Genomic DNA, 16,303 nt, shown 5'->3' on the forward strand with positions numbered 1-16,303 from the left:
CCCCGGATCGCGGATCTCGCGAGCGTCAGCTCACCGTCGCGACGATCACCGGGGTCATGGCCGCCATCATCACGACCATGATCGCGGAGGTCACCGCCCCCGCCACCGCATCTCCGGCCGGCGACGACTCCGCGAGCTCTTCGATGCGCTTCTTGAGCTTGCCCGCCGAGAGGTCGCCCACCTCGGGGCGCATCAGAGGATGCGCGGCATTGAGCCCCTGCAGGATCGCGAGCAGCGTCAGGTCGGCCTGCGTGGGAGCCACCGAACCGGCGATCACCCCGGCGAGCCGCGAACGCAGCAGCATCTCGGGGCCGGGATCGGACTCCGGGGTGCGCTCGGCGCCCCAGCCGAAGAAGCCGCGCTCCCCGTGGGCGAGCACGCCCTGCGCGACGAGCGAGGCGACCACGTCGTCGAGCGGATCGAGCTTCGACCGAACGACGAGGGACTGCAGCTTCTTGCCGCTCAGCGGAGCCAATCGCGCCAGCGCGGCATCGAGCACCGGATGCCCGGTCGGCTCGGTCGAGAGAACGTCGACGGCCGGGTTCCTCCCTTCGCCGATGCGCACCCGGCCGTGCAGGACCAGGTCGACGATGACGGCGGCGATCTCGCCATACGGACGGTAGCCGCCGGCTGACGGCTCGACGCGTCCGTCCGGCCGGAGCAGCAGCAGGTGGAGTTCCTCGACGATCAACATGCCCTCACGCTACGACGCCGCCTGCGCCTGCCGCATCCCCCGCGCGACGGATGCTTCGCCCCGAGCCCCGGAGCCCGAACGTGAGAACGCCCTTCGTTTCGCGGGTGCGAGGCGAAGGGCGTCCCTGGGAGAAGAGTTACTCCGCGGCGGCGACCTTCTTGGCATCGTCGGTGTTCAGCACGCGGAAGAGGATCGCGGCGATGGCGCCACCGACGATCGGGGCGAGGATGTAGAGCCACAGCGAGCTCCATGCGAAGTGACCGCTGACCGAGAGGCCGAGCGCGACGGCCGGGTTGAACCCGCCGCCCGAGATCGAGCCGACGGTCGTGGCGCCGACGAAGACGACGCCACCGATCGCGAGACCGTAGAACGAGTTGCCCGCGGTCTCCTTCGAGGTGGCGACGTTGAGCACGACATAGACGAGGAAGAGCGTGAAGATCGCCTCGACGAGGAACGCGGGCCAGATGTCGATGACCATCGCGGTCTCGGACGGAGCCCACCAGACCGAGCTGACGAGAGCGGCGAGCACGCCGCCGATGGCCTGGGCGATGATGTACGCGACCAGGTCGACGACGCTGAGGCCTCCGCGCAGGAACACGCCGACCGAGACGGCCGGGTTGAGGTGCGCGCCCGAGATGTGCCCGGTGGCGAAGATCAGCACGGCGAGGGCGAAGCCGATCGCGAGCGGCGTCAGCGGGCTGCCGCTGTTGACCGCGCCGATGATGCTGAGGACGAAGAGGAAGGTGGCGAGCGCTTCTGCGAGCGCCTTGCGTGCGGTACCGGTCATGAGAACCCGTTTCTGATCAGTCTGATGATGCGCGATCCCCCCGGACCGCCGGCTGAAACATAGCGTTCGAGCGCGGCCGGCCGTCGTCGCCGCGCGGGCAATCTGTGAACCTGCTGGGAGAGACGGCCGCTGTCAACCCCGTCGCCAGTACCGGCGCGTCGGCAATAGCGTGCTCGCATGACCATCGAGACCACTCCGGACGCCGAGGCGCCCACGCGGCTGCGCCGGGCCATCACCGGCCCCCTCCTCTTCGCCTTCATCCTGGGTGACGTGCTCGGGGCGGGCATCTATGCGCTCATGGGCGTGCTGTCGGAGACGGTCGGCGGGATGCTGTGGGCGCCCCTGCTCGTGGCCCTGCTGCTCGCCCTGCTCACTGCGGGCTCGTACGCCGAACTCGTCACGAAGTACCCGCGCGCGGGCGGGGCCGCCGTGTTCGCCGAGCGGGCGTTCCGCAGCCCGGTGATCTCGTTCCTCGTCGGGTTCAGCATGCTCGCCGCCGGTGTCGTGAGCGCTGCGGGGCTGTCGATCGCGTTCGCCGGCGACTACCTCGGCACCTTCTTCGACCTTCCGACGACACCGGTCGCGATCGTGTTCCTCGCCGTCATCGCGCTGCTCAATGCGCGCGGCATCCGCGAATCCCTCGGTGCGAACCTCGTCATGACGGCCATCGAGCTGAGCGGCCTCGTGATCGTGATCGTCGTGGTCGCGATGTTCTTCGGCGGGGGCGGCGGCGACATCTCGCGGGTCGTCGAGACACCGGAAGGCACCCCCGCGGCCATCGCCGTGCTGGCGGGTGCTGTGATCGCGTACTACTCCTTCGTGGGCTTCGAGACGTCGGCGAACATGATCGAAGAGGTCAAGAACCCCAGCCGCACCTACCCGCGCGCGCTGTTCGCCTCGCTCATCACCGCCGGCGTCGTCTACGTGCTCGTCGGCCTCGCGAGCTCGATCGCCCTGCCGGCATCCGAGCTGCAGGATTCGTCCGGACCGCTCCTCGCCGTCGTCGAGGCGACCGGGGCGAGCATCCCGTCGTGGCTGTTCAGCCTGATCGCCCTCATCGCCGTCGCGAACGGCGCCCTGCTGACGATGATCATGGTCAGCCGCCTCACCTACGGGATGGCCGAGCAGAAGCTTCTGCCCAGCGCCCTCGCGCGGGTTCTGCCGAAACGCAAGACCCCGGGGTCGCGATTCTCACGACCACGCTCGTCGCGATGGGGCTCACGCTCGTCGGAGACCTGCAGACGCTCGCCGAGACCGTCGTGCTGCTCCTGCTGATCGTGTTCCTCAGCGCGAACGTGTCGGTGCTGGTGCTGCGCCGCGACAAGGTCGAGCACGATCACTTCCGCGTCTGGACGTTCGTGCCCGTGCTCGGCATCCTCTCCTGCATCCTGCTGTTCACCCAGCAGCGCCCGCAGGTCTGGCTGTTCGGCGCGATCCTGCTCGCCGTCGGCGCCCTGCTCTTCCTCATCACCCGACTCGCGCGACGACGCACCGAGAAGACCACCACCACCCAGAAGGAGCACGATGATGACAACGCGTGACACGACCGGCGACGACGGCGAGACGTTCGAGCAGAACCGCCACGATCAGCTGACGACCGCCCCCGAGGCGACCGAGGCGGATGCCGACCCGCGCATCGAGGTCACCGAGCACGACGGGAACACCCGCATCGACATCGCTCCCGATGCCGACGTGCGTCCGGGGCCCGGCCCCGGGATGCCCGAAGCCGACGGCGAGTAGAGCGCAGCCCTTCGTCTCGCTGCGCTCGCTCAGGAACCGGGTGAGCGCTACAGCCAGCCCTTGCGCTTGAACGCCGCGTACAGGCCAAGCCCCATCGCGAGCATCAGGCCGAGCGCCATGGGGTAGCCGAGCATCCAGTGCAGCTCGGGCATGTGATCGAAGTTCATGCCGTAGATGGTTCCGACGAGCGTCGGCGCGAAGAGGATGGCGGCCCATCCGGAGATCTTCTTGACCTCTTCGTTCTGACGGATGCTGAGTTCGGTCATGCGCCGCATCTCTTCGTTCTGCCGGCGGGCGACGATCGTCGACTCCACCGTCAGCGCGTTGTCGAGCACGGTGCGGAAGGTCGTCGCCTTGTCGGCGATGCGCAGCGTGTGATCGAGCACGTCGCGCAGATACCGCTGCAGCTCCTCGTCGACCCGATACTTGTCGGATCCCCGCAGCAGAGCCTCGAGCATCCCCGACAGCGGCTGCGTCGCCCGCTGGAAGTCGATGACCTCGCGCCCCAGCTCATAGATGCGCTGCGTCGCATCGACGCCGTCTTCGAAGAGCTGGCTCTCGATCTCGTCGATGTCGTTCTCGAGCCCGGCCAGCACCGGCGAGTACTCGTCGACCACCTCGTCGAGGATCGCGTACAGCACCGCCTCCGGGCCGTGCTTCAGCAGGGCGGGGTCGCCCTCGACCCTGCGGCGCACGCGCCCGAGGTCGGGCGACTCGGCGTGACGGATGGTCACGACGAAATCGGGCCCGACCAGCACGTGCACCTCGCCGAACTCCACCTCTTCGGTGGCGTCGAGATAGCGCGCCGGCCGCAGCACCATGAAGAGCACCTCGCCGTAGCGCTCGAGCTTCGACCGCTGGTGCCCCGAGAGGGCGTCTTCGACGACGAGCGCGTGCACGCCGAACTCCTCGGCGACCTCGCGGATCTCCTGCTCGCTGGGCCGGTAGAGCCCGATCCACCCCATTCCGCCGCGCTCGCGCAGAGTCTCGAACGTCTCACTGAGGCTGTGGGGGTTCGCGGTGCGCACGCCGTCGACGTAGATCGCATTGTCGATGATCGCCATGGAACCCTCCCGGCGCGGCGACACCGCCGCGCGATGTCAGTGCGAGATCACTCCACGGGAGGAGCGACGCAGGGGATCGCCGAGTCGGTGATCGACTGGTGATATTGCTCGGCGGTGAACGGCAGACCGAACTCGGGTGCGGCCTCGCCCGACGCGGCGGGCGCCTTCGAGGCGATGGCCGCGAGCTCCCACGCGAGCGACTGCGCGATGCCGGCGCCCGCCGTGGAGTTGTTCAGCACCACGGCGACGGTGAAGCCGGTCGCGGGGTCGGAGTAGGCCGCCGTGGCATAGCCCGGAGTCCAGCCCTGCTGGCCGATCATCGAACCGACGATGAAGCCGCCGCCCGTCGCCTGGTGCCACGACGGGGCGTCCTGGTAGGCGGGGAGCGGTGCGCCGAAGCGGTCGGGCTTCTCCTCGGTGCGCAGCACCTGCGCCGCCTCGGCCTGCGCGTAGCGACCGAGGTCGGTGATGGTCGACACGGCGCCCGAGTCGGTGAACCCGGTGCTCGACGACAGCGTGGTGATGTCGACGGGCGCTGCGCAGTTGTATCCGCCCTCGACGGCGTTGAGGTAGTGGCCGTTGAGCACGGGTCCGCTCGACGGCGGGGCAGCGACCGGATCGGGCAGCGACGTGCTGGCCAGGCCCAGGGGCTCGGTCACATACTCGGCGATCAGCTCGGATGCCGACATCCCCGACGCGCGCTCGAGCGCGAGGCCCAGCAGCAGGTACCCGGAATCGGAGTCGCGGTAGGTCGTGTGCGGGGGGATGCGCCCGTGCGAGAGGCCGAACGACGCGAGTTCGAGCGGAGTCCAGACGCGCTCGGGGGTGTTGATCCACGCGCCCTTGACGGTCTCTTCCGACGAGCTGGCGCCGCTGGTGCCGTTGCACAGGTCGAGGAGGGTGACGTCTTTCAGGTCGGCGACACCCGCCACGTACTCGGGAACGGGCGCGTCGAGCTCGACGGTGCCCTCGTCGGCGAGCGCGTAGAGCACGTCGCAGGTCATGAGGCGGGTGACATCAGCGATGCGGAACGACATGTCGACATCGACCGGGGTCTCACCGCCCGGCTCCTGGCTGCCGACGCCGGTCACCCACTGGCCGCTCCACGGTGCCCACACGCCGACGATGGCGGCGGACGAACCCGAGGCGACGATGGCGTTGTCGACCGCGGCCTGCATCTGGGCGACCATGTCGTCGGGAAGCGCGCCGTCGACCTGCGTCGGCGGCGTGTAGGTGAATGTCTCCTCACTGGAGCATCCGGTGAGCATGAGACCGAGCACGACAGCGCTGGCTGCTGCGGCGCGCCACCGGCGCGACGAGAGAAGCTGCATAGAAGAAACCCCCGGGGATGTGTCTCCCGAGTCTAGAGCGAGCTTCCTGAAAGACGACATCGAGCCGCCGCATCCGCTCTCGTTCTAGGGTGAAGGAGTGCCCCACATCTTCGATGATACCGTGACCGCCGCCGTGCTCCACCACATGAACGACGACCACACCGACGACAACCTGTTGATCGCGCGCGCCTTCGGCGGGGAGACGGATGCCGAGATCACCGCCGTCGTCATGACCGGGTTCGACGGCGACGGCGGCACCTGGCAGGTGACCCGTGGCGGCGAGACGGAAGAGCTCGTGGTGGCCTGGCCGGGCGGGTCGATCACCGAGCGCCCCGAGGTGCGGCGCGAGATCGTCGCCCTGTACGACGCCGCGTGCGAACGCCTGGGCATCGAGCCCCGCCCGCACGCTTGAGCACCCGCGACGCCGCGTGACATTGCGGGTTTCGCCGGGACTTAGGTAACCCTTACACTGAGACCATGTCCGAGATCCTCTCCTTCTCCGCCGCCCTGCGCGAGCGTTCGTCCGGATCGCACTCCCGCAGCGAGACCGCCGGCTTCATGTCCGACCTCCTGAAGGGCGAGGGCTCCCGCGAGGACTATATCTCGCTCGTCGCTCAGCACTACTTCATCTACGAAGCCCTCGAGGCCACGGGCGACCGCATGCGTCAGGACCCGGTGGCCGCCGTCTTCATCAGCGACAAGCTCACCCGCCTGCCCGCCCTCGAAGCCGACCTCGAGTTCCTGCTCGGTGCCGACTGGCGCGAGCAGATCGTGGCCTTGCCCACGACGCAGCGCTACGTCGAGCGCATCAACCAGGTGGGCGCGACCTGGGTGGGCGGCTTCGTCGCACACCACTACACGCGCTACCTCGGCGACCTCTCCGGTGGCATCTTCATCGGCCGCGTGATGGCCCGCCGTTTCGGCTTCGAGACCAACGGCATCGGCTTCTACCTCTTCGACGACATCGCCGACCCGTCGGCCTTCAAAGACGTGTACCGCGACCAGCTCGACGCGGCCCCGTGGGACGACGCCGAGCGCGAGCGCGTGATCGACGAGGTGCTGCTCGCCTACCGCTTCAACACCGAGCTCTTCGAAGACCTCGACCGGGCCCGCGCCGCGGCCTGACCCTTCGACAGGCTCAGGGCCCCACTGGGTCGCTGAGCCTGTCAAAGCGCCGCCCTGAGGGTCAACCCTTCGGGATCTCCGGGGTGGATGCCGCGAGCCAGGCGTCGCGCATGAACCGGCGCACATCTTCGTCGACGCGGATGTCGCTCGGGCGCAGCGGGCGTGACAGGTACAGCCCCTCGAGCGACGTCAGCCGGCTGAGGGCGACGTAGGTCTGCCCCGGGGCGAACGCACCCGATCCGAGATCGATGACGGCACGGTCGTAGGTCTTGCCCTGCGACTTGTGGATCGTCACCGCCCACGCCAACCGCAGCGGGAACTGCGTGAACTCGGCGACGACGTCGCGGCTGAGCTTCTTGGTGTGGGCGTCGTAGGCATAGCGGAACCGTTCCCAGACGGCTGGCTCGACATCGACCTCTTCGCCGTCGATGTCGACGCGCACCGCATTGCCGAGAATGCGGATGACCGTGCCGATCGTGCCGTTCACCCAGCGCGGCGGCTCCCCCGACATCGCGGTGTCGTTGCGCAGGAACATCACCTGCGCGCCCACCTTGAGTCTCAGCTCCGATTCGGCGGGCAGCGAGGCCTCGCCCCGGCCGAACTCTCCGCTCACCTCGGCGCGCGCGGTCTGCTCCTTGCCCGGGAGAGCGGCGAGGTGACGCGTGTTGATGCCGTTGACGATGTCGTTGCGGGTCGCGAGGGTGATCATCGGCACTTCGCCCGGTTCGGGGTCGGGCGCCGGGCGCGCACCGTGACTGTTCAGCACACCCGCGATCTCGGCCGTCACCCGCCCGTACCGCACCGCGTTGAGCATCGCTTTGAATCCGTCATCGGACTGGCGGTGGATCTGCACGAGCTCGCGCACGTGCAGCTCGGCCCGGGTGTCGACCTCGAACAGGCCCTGCTGCTGGGTCTGTCCGTCGGTCGTGCCGCCGGTCCACACCTTCGCGTCGAAGAACCAGAACGAGCGGTAGTGGTCTTTCACGTACCGGGCCTCGTCGCCGCGGGGCGGCACGGGGGCGAGCTGATACGGGTCGCCGAACATGACGACCTGCACGCCGCCGAACGGTTCGCCCCGGCGGCCGCGCGCCTGGCGCAGCGAGCGGTCGATGGCATCCATCAGGTCGGCGTTGACCATCGAGATCTCGTCGATGACCAGCGTCTCGATGGCGTTGAGGATGCGCCGGGTCGCGTCGTTCTGATCGATGTCGCCGTCGGCGATGAGTCCGATCGGCAGGCGGAACAGCGAGTGGATCGTCTGCCCCTCGACGTTGAGCGCCGCCACTCCCGTCGGCGCGCAGATCGCGATCTGCTTCTTCGTGTTCCATGCGAAGTACTGCAGGAGCGTGGACTTTCCGGTGCCCGCGCGCCCCGTGATGAAGACGTGCTCGCTGGTGTCCTCGATGAGACGGAACAGCTCGTGCTGCTCGTCGGACAGGGCAGGAAGGGACACGGATCTCACAGAGGGAAGCGGACGGATACGGGGCGCCACACCATGCTACGGCCCGGCATCCGCCCTGGCATCGCGGCGCTCGGCTTCGTCTCAGGACACCCTCATAGACTGACGGCATGGACGGGGTGGAGTCTACGGCGCGTGGGCGCGCGCGCCTCGGCGTCGACCTCGCCATGCTCGCCCTCGTCGGGGTGCTGCTGATCGCCGCGATCTTCGCCGGCGGAGCCACCCTCTACAAGGACTTCTACGGTCCTTCGGCGTTCGTCACGCGCTATCTCGACCTCCTGTCGTCGGGAAAGGCCGCCGACGCGCTGCGCGTGCCCGGCGTCGCCGTCGACCGCGAGACGCTCGACACGGCCGGCATCGACCCGACAGCATCCGAAGCGCTCCTGCGCCAGGCCGCGCTCGCTCCCCTGACCGACGTGCACATCGACGGTGAGGAGCCCGTCGAGGGCGGCACCGCGGTGACCGTCAGCTATCGGGCCGCCGGCCACCCGGGCAGCACCACCTTCACGGTCGAGCAGGACGGCTGGGAAGGGGTCGCGCCCCGCTGGCGGTTCACGAAGAGCCCGCTCGCCGTCGTCGAGCTCACCGTGCGCGGCGCCGATCAGTTCGCCGTGAACGGATTCGACGTCGATCGCCGGCAGGTCTCGGCGGCGGGCGTCGAGGCCGCGCCGCTCGACCCGGTTCCGCTGCTCGTGTTCACACCCGGCCTCTACGCCGTGACGGTCGACACGGCGATCGCCACCTCGACCGGGCACGGCGTGCTCGCCGACTCCCCGCTCACGATCACCCCGCTCGACGTGCAGACCGAACCCACCGAGGAGTTCATCGCCGTGGTTCAGGAGCGCGTCGAGCAGTTCCTGACCGGTTGCACCTCGCAAGAGGTGTTGCAGCCGACGGCCTGCCCCTTCGGGATGCAGGTGCGCAACCGCATCGCCAACCCCCCGAAGTGGTCGATCGCGACCCAGCCGACTGTCACCGTCGAGCCCGACGGCGGCAACTGGCGGATCCCCCCGACGGATGCCGTCGCCCACATCGAGGTCGACATCAAGTCGCTCTTCGACGGATCGATCCAACCGATCTCCGAGGACGTGCCGTTCCAGGTGAACGGCACGATCGTGATCCTGCCCGACGGCTCGGCGTCGATCCGCGTCGGCTCTCCCGAAGACGCCGCCGCCGGCTGAGGCTCTGGCTCAGCGCGACGTGCGCTCGGCCTCGCGCCGGTCACGTTCGGCGAGAGCAGCGAGCTGGGCGTTGTACTCCTCGAGCTCGGCCTCGCCCGTGCGATCGGCGTGCCGGTCGCGGCGCTTCTGCACCTTCGTGTCGTTGCGGCTCCACTGGATCGCCACCGTGATCGCGAGGATCAGCGTGGGGATCTCACCGATCGACCAGGCGACACCGCCGCCGATGTACTGATCCTCCATGGGCGTCGCACCCCAGGTGCGCCCCATCGAGCCGAACCAGTCGGCGACCATGAGCCCCTCCTGCATCATGATCGCGACGCCGAAGAAGGCGTGCATGGCCATGATGGCGATGAGGGTGATCAGGCGTCCCGGGTACGGCAGGCGGTACGGGATGGGGTCTTCGCCGACGAGCGTCAACACGAACAGGTAGCCCGAGATGAGGAAGTGCGTGACCATCCACTCGTGCCCGAGGTGCTCGAACATCGACCACCGCACGAGGTCGGTGAAGTAGAACGCCCACAGCGACAGGATGAAGATGCCGGCGGCGACGAACGGATGCGTGACGACGCGCGAGAACGGCGACTGCACCGCCCAGAGGATCCACTCCCGACCGCCGCGCGTGCCGTCTTCGCGCTTGTGGATGGCGCGCAGCGCCAGCGTGACCGGCGCACCGGAGACGAGCAGCAACGGGATCGCCATCGACAGCATCATGTGCCCGAGCATGTGCACGCTGAACAGGTACTCCTGGTACGCATTGATCGGGCCGCAGGTGACCCACACCAGCAGCAGCAGACCGAGCACCCAGAAGATCGTGCGGTGGATCGGCCAGCGATCCCCGCGCCGGTGCAGGCGGATGACGCCGGCGATGTAGAAGAACAGACCGAACCCGGCGGCGACCAGCCACAGGATGTCGAGATCCCACGACGTGAACCAGCGGTCGAGCGTGAACTCCGGCGGCACCGCCGACCGCGTCAGCACCTCGGCGGGGGTCTGCGCGAACGCGGCCTCTTCACCGGTCGGAGGGGGCGTGCGGGCGAGGGCTGCGGCAGCGCCCGAGGCGAGACCCATGAGCGCGACCTCGCAGAGCACGAGCATCCAGAACCACCCTGCCGCCCGCTCTCCGTCGAGCTTGGGGATCAACCGGGCGCGATACCAGGCGCCGAGCAGACCCATGCCGCCCAGCAACACCACCTTGGCGAGGAGGATCGTGCCGTACGGCGTCCAGAGTTGACTCCAGTCGCCGAGCGCGACCACCGAGCGGGCGATGCCCGAGACCGCGACGACCACGAACGCGGCGATCGCGAGCGACGAGTACCGGCCGACCAGGCGGGCCGTGTCGATGCCGTCGCGGCCACGCAGCACGATGATGAGCAGCAGGCCGCCCAGCCAGACGGCCGCACCGATCGTGTGCAGCAGGATCGAGTTCACCGCGACGGTGTGCCCCGACAGCTCGCCGGAGTGGCCCTGGGTGGCGAGCGGGAGGAACGATGCGGCGGCGAGCAGCGCCGTGATGAGCGTCGGAGTCCACGTGCGCCAGGCGAAGGCGAGCACCGTGATGACCGAGCCGAAGATCGTGGTGATGAGCCACGACTGCCCGAGGGCCGTCTCGAGAAGGTAGCGGCCGAGCTGCGACCCGAACTCGCGCTCGATGCTGAGCTGCGGGTTGAACGCCGCCATGAAGGTGAGGAATGCCGTGAAGCCGGCCGAGATCGTGAAGACGGCCGCGCCGATCGAGGCGATGTTGAGCGCCGTGTCGAACGACTTCTCGCCGCTCTTCAGGGCGAACAGCGCCAGCACGAGCGAGCCCAGCATGGCCGCGGCCGCGATGTTCATCGTGAGCTTGACGATCGGCGTCGCCCACATCACGAAGGGCCCCGGGTCCTGCAGCAGGAGCGGCTGCGCTCCCCCGCCGACGATCAGCGCCGCGACGACGCCCACGACGGCGGCAGCAGCGAGGATCGCGATGCCCGCGACGCGGTACGCCGACGCGCTCGATCGGGTCGACTGCACGCGGGAACTCACCCCTCAAGCCTAAGCCGCGGCATCCGTGCCGGCTGACCTGCGCGGGTTGGCCGGACGCACGAAGGCCGCCACCCCGAGGGGCGACGGCCTTCGACAGGAAACTGTCTTACTTGACGGCTGCCTTCAGCTTGGAACCAGCGGTCACCTTGACGCGCTTGCCGGCCGGGATCTTGATCTCGGCGCCGGTCTGCGGGTTGCGGCCGGTGCGAGCCGCGGTGTCGACCTGCTCGAACGAGATCCAGCCCGGGATCGAGACCTTGCTGCCCTTGGCAACGGCGTCGGAGACCGTGGAGAACAGCGCGTCGAGGACACCCGAGACGGTGGCCTGGCTCTGGCCCGTGGCGCTTGCGATGCTCGCGACGAGCTCGGTCTTGGTGATGGACTTGTCAGCCATGTCATCCTCCAGCGACGTGGATTCCGTCGCATCGTTGTGTGGATCGGAGCAAATGCCCCGTGGTCGAGTGACCGCCTTGAATGTATCAATGACCGCCCACATTTCCGCGTCATTTCGCGGGTTTTGGTCATTTATTGGGCGTGTTGCACCACTTTTGTCACTCCAGTCACAGGATTCGGCCCTGTTTCGAGCCCTTCTCAGGCCCGGTGAGCGTCGATCACGGCACGCGCCGTGCGCGCGAAAGCGGGCGAAACGCGGTCGTCCCCGTCGAGATATCCGCCCACGAGGGCCGCGTCGCGCAGCAGCACGAGTGACGCGGCGACGTCTGCCGGTCGACTCAGCCCGGCAGCAACCGCCACCGACTCGAGCGTGGAACGGAACCACTCCCTGTGCTCGTCGATCATCTGTCGCACCGCACCGTCGGCGTCGGGATATTCGGCGGCGGCGTTGATGAAGGGGCATCCGCGCGTGTGCCGCTGACCGATGTCGGCGACGATGCCGGCGATCACCGCGTCGACGAGGCGTTCGGGCTCGGTGACGGATGCTCCGGCCTCGGCGAACATCTCGCGCAGCATCCGATCCTCATTCTGCAGGTACGCGAGGACGAGATTCTCTTTGCCGCCGAACTGCTTGTAGAGCGTCGCGCGGGTGACCTCGGCTTCGGCGATCACGCGATCGACGCCGACCGCGTGGATGCCCTCCTCGTAGAAGAGGCGGGTGGCGGCGTCGATCAGTCGCGCGCGGGCGGGGCTGGGTCGCTTCGGGGTGTCGGTGCTCATGGGGGGTCCTCCCCTCATCGTGGCATCCGTTCGTCGATTTCTCGATTCTTCGGGAATACCTTGCGGTAGATAGAACGTTCGGTCTACTATCAGCCTAACGCACTTCCACTCACACAGGAGAAGAACATGAACAGCAGCGACAAGACCCCCATCGTCCTCATCCACGGCCTCTGGATCACCCCGAAGAGCTGGGACACCTGGGCCGACCGGTTCCGCGCTCAGGGTCACGAGGTCATCGTGCCCGGATGGCCCGGCATCGACGACCGCACCGTCGACGACATCCGTCGCGATCCGTCGGCGCTCAAGGGCATCGGCCTGAAGCAGATCGCCGACAACTACGAGCGCATCATCCGCGCACTCCCCGTGAAGCCGATCATCATGGGCCACTCGTTCGGCGGAGTGCTCACGCAGATGCTCGCCGACCGCGGCCTCGGCGTCGCCTACGTGGGCGTAGCCCCCGGCCAGACGGCCGGCGTCACCGCGCTCCCCCTCTCGACCCTGTGGACCGGCACACCGATCCTCTCGAACCCGTTCGGACGCAACGGCGCCAAGCCGCTGTCGAAGCGTCACTTCCACTTCACGTTCGGCAACGACCTTCCGCGCGAAGCATCCGATGCCCTGTGGGAGGAGTACGCGGTCAACTCGTACAACCGGGTCTTCTTCGAAGGTGTGACCTCGGTGCTCAACGAGAAGGGCGGCGTCACGCACGTCGACTACGCCCGCGCCGACCGCGCCCCGCTGCTGCTCATCGCCGGCGAAATCGACCATGTGGTGCCGCCGGCCATCGTGCGCGCGATCGAGAAGAAGTACCTCGCCTCCGGCAGCCCTGCCATCGTCGAGCGCATCGAGTACCCCGGTCGCACCCACCGCCTCGTCAGCCAGGACGGCTGGGAGGAGATCGCCGACAAGGCCCTCGCCTGGGCCGTCTCTCACTCCGCCGCCGCCGTGGCGTGAGGGGGCGCGAGCTCGGGGCGGCGCCCGGCGTTGGGCGGAGAACTCCCTGTGCGGAGGAAGACTGCGGGCCGAATCTCCTCCCAACGCCGAGATCTCCGCCTCACGCGGCGAGGTGAAGTCGCTGGGCTACCGCGGCCAGGATGCGATTCTGCACCGATGCCCACTGGTTCATGAGCTGGTCGTAGCTGACACGGATGACGTGATACCCGCGCAGCATCAGCTCGGCGTCGTGCGCGATGTCACGCGTCCGCTGCGCTCCGACATGGTGACCGCCGTCGATCTGCAGCACGAGACGCTCGCCGATCACGAAGTCCACCCGATGCCCGAAGAGCCATACCTGGGGTGTGATGGTCAGGCGCAGCCAGGCCAGGCGCGTGCGGAGGATCGTCTCGGTTCCGGCATCGGCGAAGGGTTCCGCCTCGGCCAACAGACGCCGTGCAGACGGCGGCAATGGCGCACGACCGAGAACGGTCGGGTCGACCGCCCTCGTCCGCAGGGCCGATTCCCACGTGGCGAGCGCGTCTTCGTGAGGCTGACACCGCGCGATGAGGATCAGGGCGTTCTCGATGGAGTCCTCGAGAAGATCCGGATCGCGCGGAATGAGCGGCGCACTCCAGTGCACGACGCCACGCACCTCGCTCGCACGACCCGACTTGGGTGGAGCTGCGACATGGGGAACGGATGCCTCTGACACCCAGAGTCCGCGACGCTCGGCGAGAGTGACGCAGCTGAGCACGACGCCGCGCTTCGCCGCGGAGACCAGCATCGGATCGGCGCCTGGGAGTGCCACCCAGCCGCGGCAGATCGAAACGACGGCGCGCTGACGAGTCGCCATCCGCAATGCGTGTTCTGTGATGCCGCGGCGCCGCAGAGTCGCGATCCGCGCGACTCCACCTCGTGCGACGAGTTCGGCGATCACCTGCATCCGTCGATGATGCCGCCGGTCAGGCAGCCCGGATCGACTGATCGTCGAGTTCGGTGCACTATTGCCGTCTCCCGACTCTCGTGCAGAACAACACGTTGGGCGGAGAACTCCTCGATGGGAGGAAATTTCGCCCACAAGCATCCGCCCCACACGGAGAAGTCCGCCCCACGCGACACCGACCCCCCGGGCACGCAAAAGGGGCGAGGATCCGAAGATCCTCGCCCCTTTCGAACGACTAGCTGATGCTTACCAGCTGGACTTGGTCACGCCGGGCAGCTCGCCACGGTGTGCCATGTCACGGAAGCGGACACGCGAGATGCCGAACTTCGTGAGGACACCGCGGGGGCGGCCGTCGATGACGTCGCGCGAACGCACGCGAGCCGGCGACGCGTTGCGCGGCAGCTTCTGCAGACCGAGACGTGCGGCCTCGCGGGCCTCGTCGGTCGCGTTCGGGTCGACCAGGGTCTTCTTCAGCTCGGCGCGACGCTCGGCGTACCGCTCGACGATGACCTTGCGCTGCTCGTTGCGAGCGATCTTGCTCTTCTTAGCCATTGATCAACGCTCCTCTCGGAATTCGACGTGCTTGCGGACGACCGGGTCGTACTTCTTGAGCACGAGACGGTCGGGGGTGTTGCGGCGGTTCTTCTTGGTCACGTACGTGTATCCCGTACCTGCCGTGGAACGCAGCTTGATGATCGGACGTACGTCCTGAGCCTTCTTGGCCATTAGAGCTTCACACCCTTCGCCTTGAGGTCCTTGACGACGTTCTCGATGCCGCGCACGTCGATCAGCTTGATGCCCTTGGCGGACACGTTGATCGTGATCTTACGACCGAGCGACGGAACGAAATAGGTCTTCTTCTGCACGTTCGGGTCGAAGCGACGCTTCGTCCGGCGGTGCGAGTGCGAGACGTTGTGACCGAAACCGGGAACAGCTCCGGTCACCTGGCACACTGCTGCCATGATGGTGACTCCTTCTATACCGTGAGGCCGGACGGCCCCACCCAAGATCCCTTGTCTGCACGCCGCTCGACCCCGCAGGACCGAACAGCACGCGAACTGCGCACAGGAATGTGCACAGACAATCGCCAATGCTATCACGGCGAGGGCGGATGCCGAGAACAGCGAAGGCCCGCCCTAACTGCTGCCGAGCGACGCATCCTCGGCCCCGCGGCCCCAGCGGAATGGTGAGACCGTCGGGTCGCCGGCGATCCAGAAGCGCCAGGGGAATGCATCCGTTCCGGCGATGCCCGCGACGCCCACCCGCGGGCCGGTCGCGATGTCGACCACGGGGTCGCTCAGCCAGAGTTCCGCGCGCGCACCGTGCCACTGCTCGCCCGTGACCGCGTCGATGCCGTCGTGGAGCGGATGCTTCAGCCCCACCGCCTGCCCGAACCTCCCCGGCCCGCGGGCGAGGTCGCGCAGCACCCGGGGCGTGACCGGCGTCGTGACGCCGCGGCGGTGGGCGACGGCATCCGCTCCGGACACGACCTCGCCCGCGCGCAGCAGCACACCGCCGGCGACGCCCTCGGGGCCGCAGACGACGTTGACGCACGAATGGATGCCGTGACTCAGGTACACGTACAGATGCCCCGGTTCGCCCCACATCGTGGCGTTGCGCGCGGTGCGCCCCATGCGCGCGTGCGACCCCGGGTCGGCCATGTCGCCGGTGCCCTGCCCGTGATAGGCCTCGACCTCGGTGAGGCGCATGTGCACCTCGACCTCTGGCTCACCCGGCAGCGCGACGATCGTGCGCAGCTCGGCGCCCAGCAGACGCGGCGCGACCTCGACGGCCAGCCCGCTCAGCTCGTCGCGGGTCGCACGGTGCAGGTGCGGGGTGGTGCTCATG

General features: G+C 68.3%; 18 protein-coding genes and 1 pseudogene. 6 read left to right on the forward strand and 13 right to left on the reverse strand.

Annotation, left to right across the window (positions count from 1 at the left end; genetic code table 11):
• Positions 1-25: 25 nt before the first annotated feature.
• Together ACIOSY_RS00765 and ACIOSY_RS00770 are read right to left on the reverse strand one after the other, a co-directional pair.
• Entirely contained in the window at positions 26-694 is a 669-nt protein-coding gene (locus ACIOSY_RS00765) for a GPP34 family phosphoprotein (protein ID WP_400847480.1), read from the reverse strand.
• A gap of 136 nt (positions 695-830) precedes the next feature.
• Positions 831-1,481, reverse strand: a complete 651-nt coding sequence (locus ACIOSY_RS00770) for an MIP/aquaporin family protein (protein ID WP_400847484.1) — start codon at positions 1,479-1,481, stop codon at positions 831-833.
• A 177-nt stretch (positions 1,482-1,658) separates the two neighbouring features.
• Between ACIOSY_RS00770 and ACIOSY_RS00775 the strand changes: the two are divergent.
• Together ACIOSY_RS00775 and ACIOSY_RS00780 are read left to right on the forward strand one after the other, a co-directional pair.
• Positions 1,659-3,022, forward strand: a pseudogene (locus tag ACIOSY_RS00775) (APC family permease).
• Complete coding sequence (locus ACIOSY_RS00780; RefSeq protein ID WP_400847487.1) at positions 3,009-3,221, forward strand: multidrug transporter; 213 nt, start codon at positions 3,009-3,011, stop codon at positions 3,219-3,221. The pseudogene ACIOSY_RS00775 and the gene ACIOSY_RS00780 overlap by 14 nt, the downstream one beginning before the upstream one ends.
• 47 nt (positions 3,222-3,268) lie before the next feature.
• Here the strand turns inward: ACIOSY_RS00780 and corA are convergent, their stop codons facing one another.
• Positions 3,269-4,285 (reverse strand): magnesium/cobalt transporter CorA, encoded by a 1,017-nt coding sequence (gene corA / locus ACIOSY_RS00785; RefSeq protein WP_400847490.1) that lies wholly within the window; start codon positions 4,283-4,285, stop codon positions 3,269-3,271.
• A gap of 47 nt (positions 4,286-4,332) precedes the next feature.
• A complete protein-coding gene (locus ACIOSY_RS00790; RefSeq protein ID WP_400847493.1) occupies positions 4,333-5,616 on the reverse strand; it encodes a serine hydrolase domain-containing protein in 1,284 nt (427 codons plus the stop codon).
• 121 nt (positions 5,617-5,737) lie between these two features.
• On the opposite strand from ACIOSY_RS00790, the gene ACIOSY_RS00795 reads away from it, so the two are divergent.
• Together ACIOSY_RS00795 and ACIOSY_RS00800 are read left to right on the forward strand one after the other, a co-directional pair.
• Positions 5,738-6,028 carry a DUF2470 domain-containing protein gene (locus ACIOSY_RS00795; RefSeq protein ID WP_400847496.1) on the forward strand — a complete coding sequence of 97 codons (291 nt, stop codon included), beginning with the start codon at positions 5,738-5,740 and terminating at the stop codon, positions 6,026-6,028.
• 65 nt (positions 6,029-6,093) lie between these two features.
• Positions 6,094-6,741 (forward strand): heme oxygenase (biliverdin-producing), encoded by a 648-nt coding sequence (locus ACIOSY_RS00800; protein WP_400847499.1) that lies wholly within the window; start codon positions 6,094-6,096, stop codon positions 6,739-6,741.
• A gap of 61 nt (positions 6,742-6,802) precedes the next feature.
• Here ACIOSY_RS00800 and ACIOSY_RS00805 read toward each other — a convergent pair whose 3' ends face one another.
• On the reverse strand, positions 6,803-8,194 hold the full coding sequence (locus ACIOSY_RS00805; protein ID WP_400847502.1) for an ATP-dependent RecD-like DNA helicase: 1,392 nt from the start codon (positions 8,192-8,194) through the stop codon (positions 6,803-6,805).
• Positions 8,195-8,310: 116 nt separating this feature from the next.
• Between ACIOSY_RS00805 and ACIOSY_RS00810 the strand changes: the two genes are divergently transcribed.
• Positions 8,311-9,381 (forward strand): hypothetical protein, encoded by a 1,071-nt coding sequence (locus ACIOSY_RS00810; protein ID WP_400847505.1) that lies wholly within the window; start codon positions 8,311-8,313, stop codon positions 9,379-9,381.
• Between the two features lie 9 nt (positions 9,382-9,390).
• Here the strand turns inward: ACIOSY_RS00810 and ACIOSY_RS00815 are convergent, their stop codons facing one another.
• The 3 genes from ACIOSY_RS00815 to ACIOSY_RS00825 form a co-directional block, all read right to left on the reverse strand.
• Complete coding sequence (locus ACIOSY_RS00815; protein ID WP_400847508.1) at positions 9,391-11,403, reverse strand: cytochrome c oxidase assembly protein; 2,013 nt, start codon at positions 11,401-11,403, stop codon at positions 9,391-9,393.
• A 106-nt stretch (positions 11,404-11,509) separates the two neighbouring features.
• Positions 11,510-11,797 carry an HU family DNA-binding protein gene (locus ACIOSY_RS00820; protein ID WP_247624225.1) on the reverse strand — a complete coding sequence of 96 codons (288 nt, stop codon included), beginning with the start codon at positions 11,795-11,797 and terminating at the stop codon, positions 11,510-11,512.
• Positions 11,798-11,994: 197 nt separating this feature from the next.
• Positions 11,995-12,576 (reverse strand): TetR/AcrR family transcriptional regulator, encoded by a 582-nt coding sequence (locus ACIOSY_RS00825; RefSeq protein WP_400847512.1) that lies wholly within the window; start codon positions 12,574-12,576, stop codon positions 11,995-11,997.
• A gap of 126 nt (positions 12,577-12,702) precedes the next feature.
• Between ACIOSY_RS00825 and ACIOSY_RS00830 the strand changes: the two genes are divergently transcribed.
• Positions 12,703-13,530: an alpha/beta hydrolase gene (locus tag ACIOSY_RS00830; RefSeq protein ID WP_400847515.1), complete on the forward strand. Its 828-nt coding sequence runs from the start codon at positions 12,703-12,705 to the stop codon at positions 13,528-13,530.
• A 100-nt stretch (positions 13,531-13,630) separates the two neighbouring features.
• On the opposite strand, the gene ACIOSY_RS00835 is transcribed toward ACIOSY_RS00830, so the two are convergent.
• From ACIOSY_RS00835 to ACIOSY_RS00855, 5 genes are all read right to left on the reverse strand, one after another.
• Entirely contained in the window at positions 13,631-14,365 is a 735-nt protein-coding gene (locus ACIOSY_RS00835) for an endonuclease domain-containing protein (protein WP_400847518.1), read from the reverse strand.
• 336 nt (positions 14,366-14,701) lie between these two features.
• Complete coding sequence (rpsN, locus tag ACIOSY_RS00840) at positions 14,702-15,007, reverse strand: 30S ribosomal protein S14 (RefSeq protein ID WP_046014936.1); 306 nt, start codon at positions 15,005-15,007, stop codon at positions 14,702-14,704.
• A 3-nt stretch (positions 15,008-15,010) separates the two neighbouring features.
• Positions 15,011-15,181 carry a 50S ribosomal protein L33 gene (gene rpmG, locus ACIOSY_RS00845; protein ID WP_046014935.1) on the reverse strand — a complete coding sequence of 57 codons (171 nt, stop codon included), beginning with the start codon at positions 15,179-15,181 and terminating at the stop codon, positions 15,011-15,013.
• The gene (rpmB, locus tag ACIOSY_RS00850) at positions 15,181-15,417 is read right to left on the reverse strand and encodes a 50S ribosomal protein L28 (protein WP_400847523.1); all 237 of its coding nucleotides are present in this window, start codon (positions 15,415-15,417) and stop codon (positions 15,181-15,183) included. The genes rpmG and rpmB overlap by 1 nt, the downstream gene beginning before the upstream one ends.
• Positions 15,418-15,591: 174 nt before the next feature.
• Entirely contained in the window at positions 15,592-16,302 is a 711-nt protein-coding gene (locus tag ACIOSY_RS00855) for a DNA-3-methyladenine glycosylase (protein ID WP_400847526.1), read from the reverse strand.
• Position 16,303 lies beyond the last annotated feature (1 nt).

Source organism: Microbacterium sp. NPDC087665, assembly GCF_044743285.1.
In the GTDB taxonomy this organism is placed as follows: Bacteria; Actinomycetota; Actinomycetes; order Actinomycetales; family Microbacteriaceae; genus Microbacterium.

Coding starts and splice junctions, on each gene's coding strand:
- rpmB (WP_400847523.1), bottom strand. CDS start 15,417: ATGGCAGCAGTGTGCCAGGTGACCGGAGCTGTTCCCGGTTTCGGTCAC.
- ACIOSY_RS00780 (WP_400847487.1), top strand. CDS start 3,009: ATGACAACGCGTGACACGACCGGCGACGACGGCGAGACGTTCGAGCAG.
- rpsN (WP_046014936.1), bottom strand. CDS start 15,007: ATGGCTAAGAAGAGCAAGATCGCTCGCAACGAGCAGCGCAAGGTCATC.
- ACIOSY_RS00770 (WP_400847484.1), bottom strand. CDS start 1,481: ATGACCGGTACCGCACGCAAGGCGCTCGCAGAAGCGCTCGCCACCTTC.
- ACIOSY_RS00855 (WP_400847526.1), bottom strand. CDS start 16,302: ATGAGCACCACCCCGCACCTGCACCGTGCGACCCGCGACGAGCTGAGC.
- ACIOSY_RS00825 (WP_400847512.1), bottom strand. CDS start 12,576: ATGAGCACCGACACCCCGAAGCGACCCAGCCCCGCCCGCGCGCGACTG.
- ACIOSY_RS00830 (WP_400847515.1), top strand. CDS start 12,703: ATGAACAGCAGCGACAAGACCCCCATCGTCCTCATCCACGGCCTCTGG.
- ACIOSY_RS00790 (WP_400847493.1), bottom strand. CDS start 5,616: ATGCAGCTTCTCTCGTCGCGCCGGTGGCGCGCCGCAGCAGCCAGCGCT.
- corA (WP_400847490.1), bottom strand. CDS start 4,285: ATGGCGATCATCGACAATGCGATCTACGTCGACGGCGTGCGCACCGCG.
- ACIOSY_RS00820 (WP_247624225.1), bottom strand. CDS start 11,797: ATGGCTGACAAGTCCATCACCAAGACCGAGCTCGTCGCGAGCATCGCA.
- ACIOSY_RS00810 (WP_400847505.1), top strand. CDS start 8,311: ATGGACGGGGTGGAGTCTACGGCGCGTGGGCGCGCGCGCCTCGGCGTC.
- ACIOSY_RS00800 (WP_400847499.1), top strand. CDS start 6,094: ATGTCCGAGATCCTCTCCTTCTCCGCCGCCCTGCGCGAGCGTTCGTCC.
- ACIOSY_RS00765 (WP_400847480.1), bottom strand. CDS start 694: ATGTTGATCGTCGAGGAACTCCACCTGCTGCTGCTCCGGCCGGACGGA.
- ACIOSY_RS00835 (WP_400847518.1), bottom strand. CDS start 14,365: ATGGCGACTCGTCAGCGCGCCGTCGTTTCGATCTGCCGCGGCTGGGTG.
- rpmG (WP_046014935.1), bottom strand. CDS start 15,181: ATGGCCAAGAAGGCTCAGGACGTACGTCCGATCATCAAGCTGCGTTCC.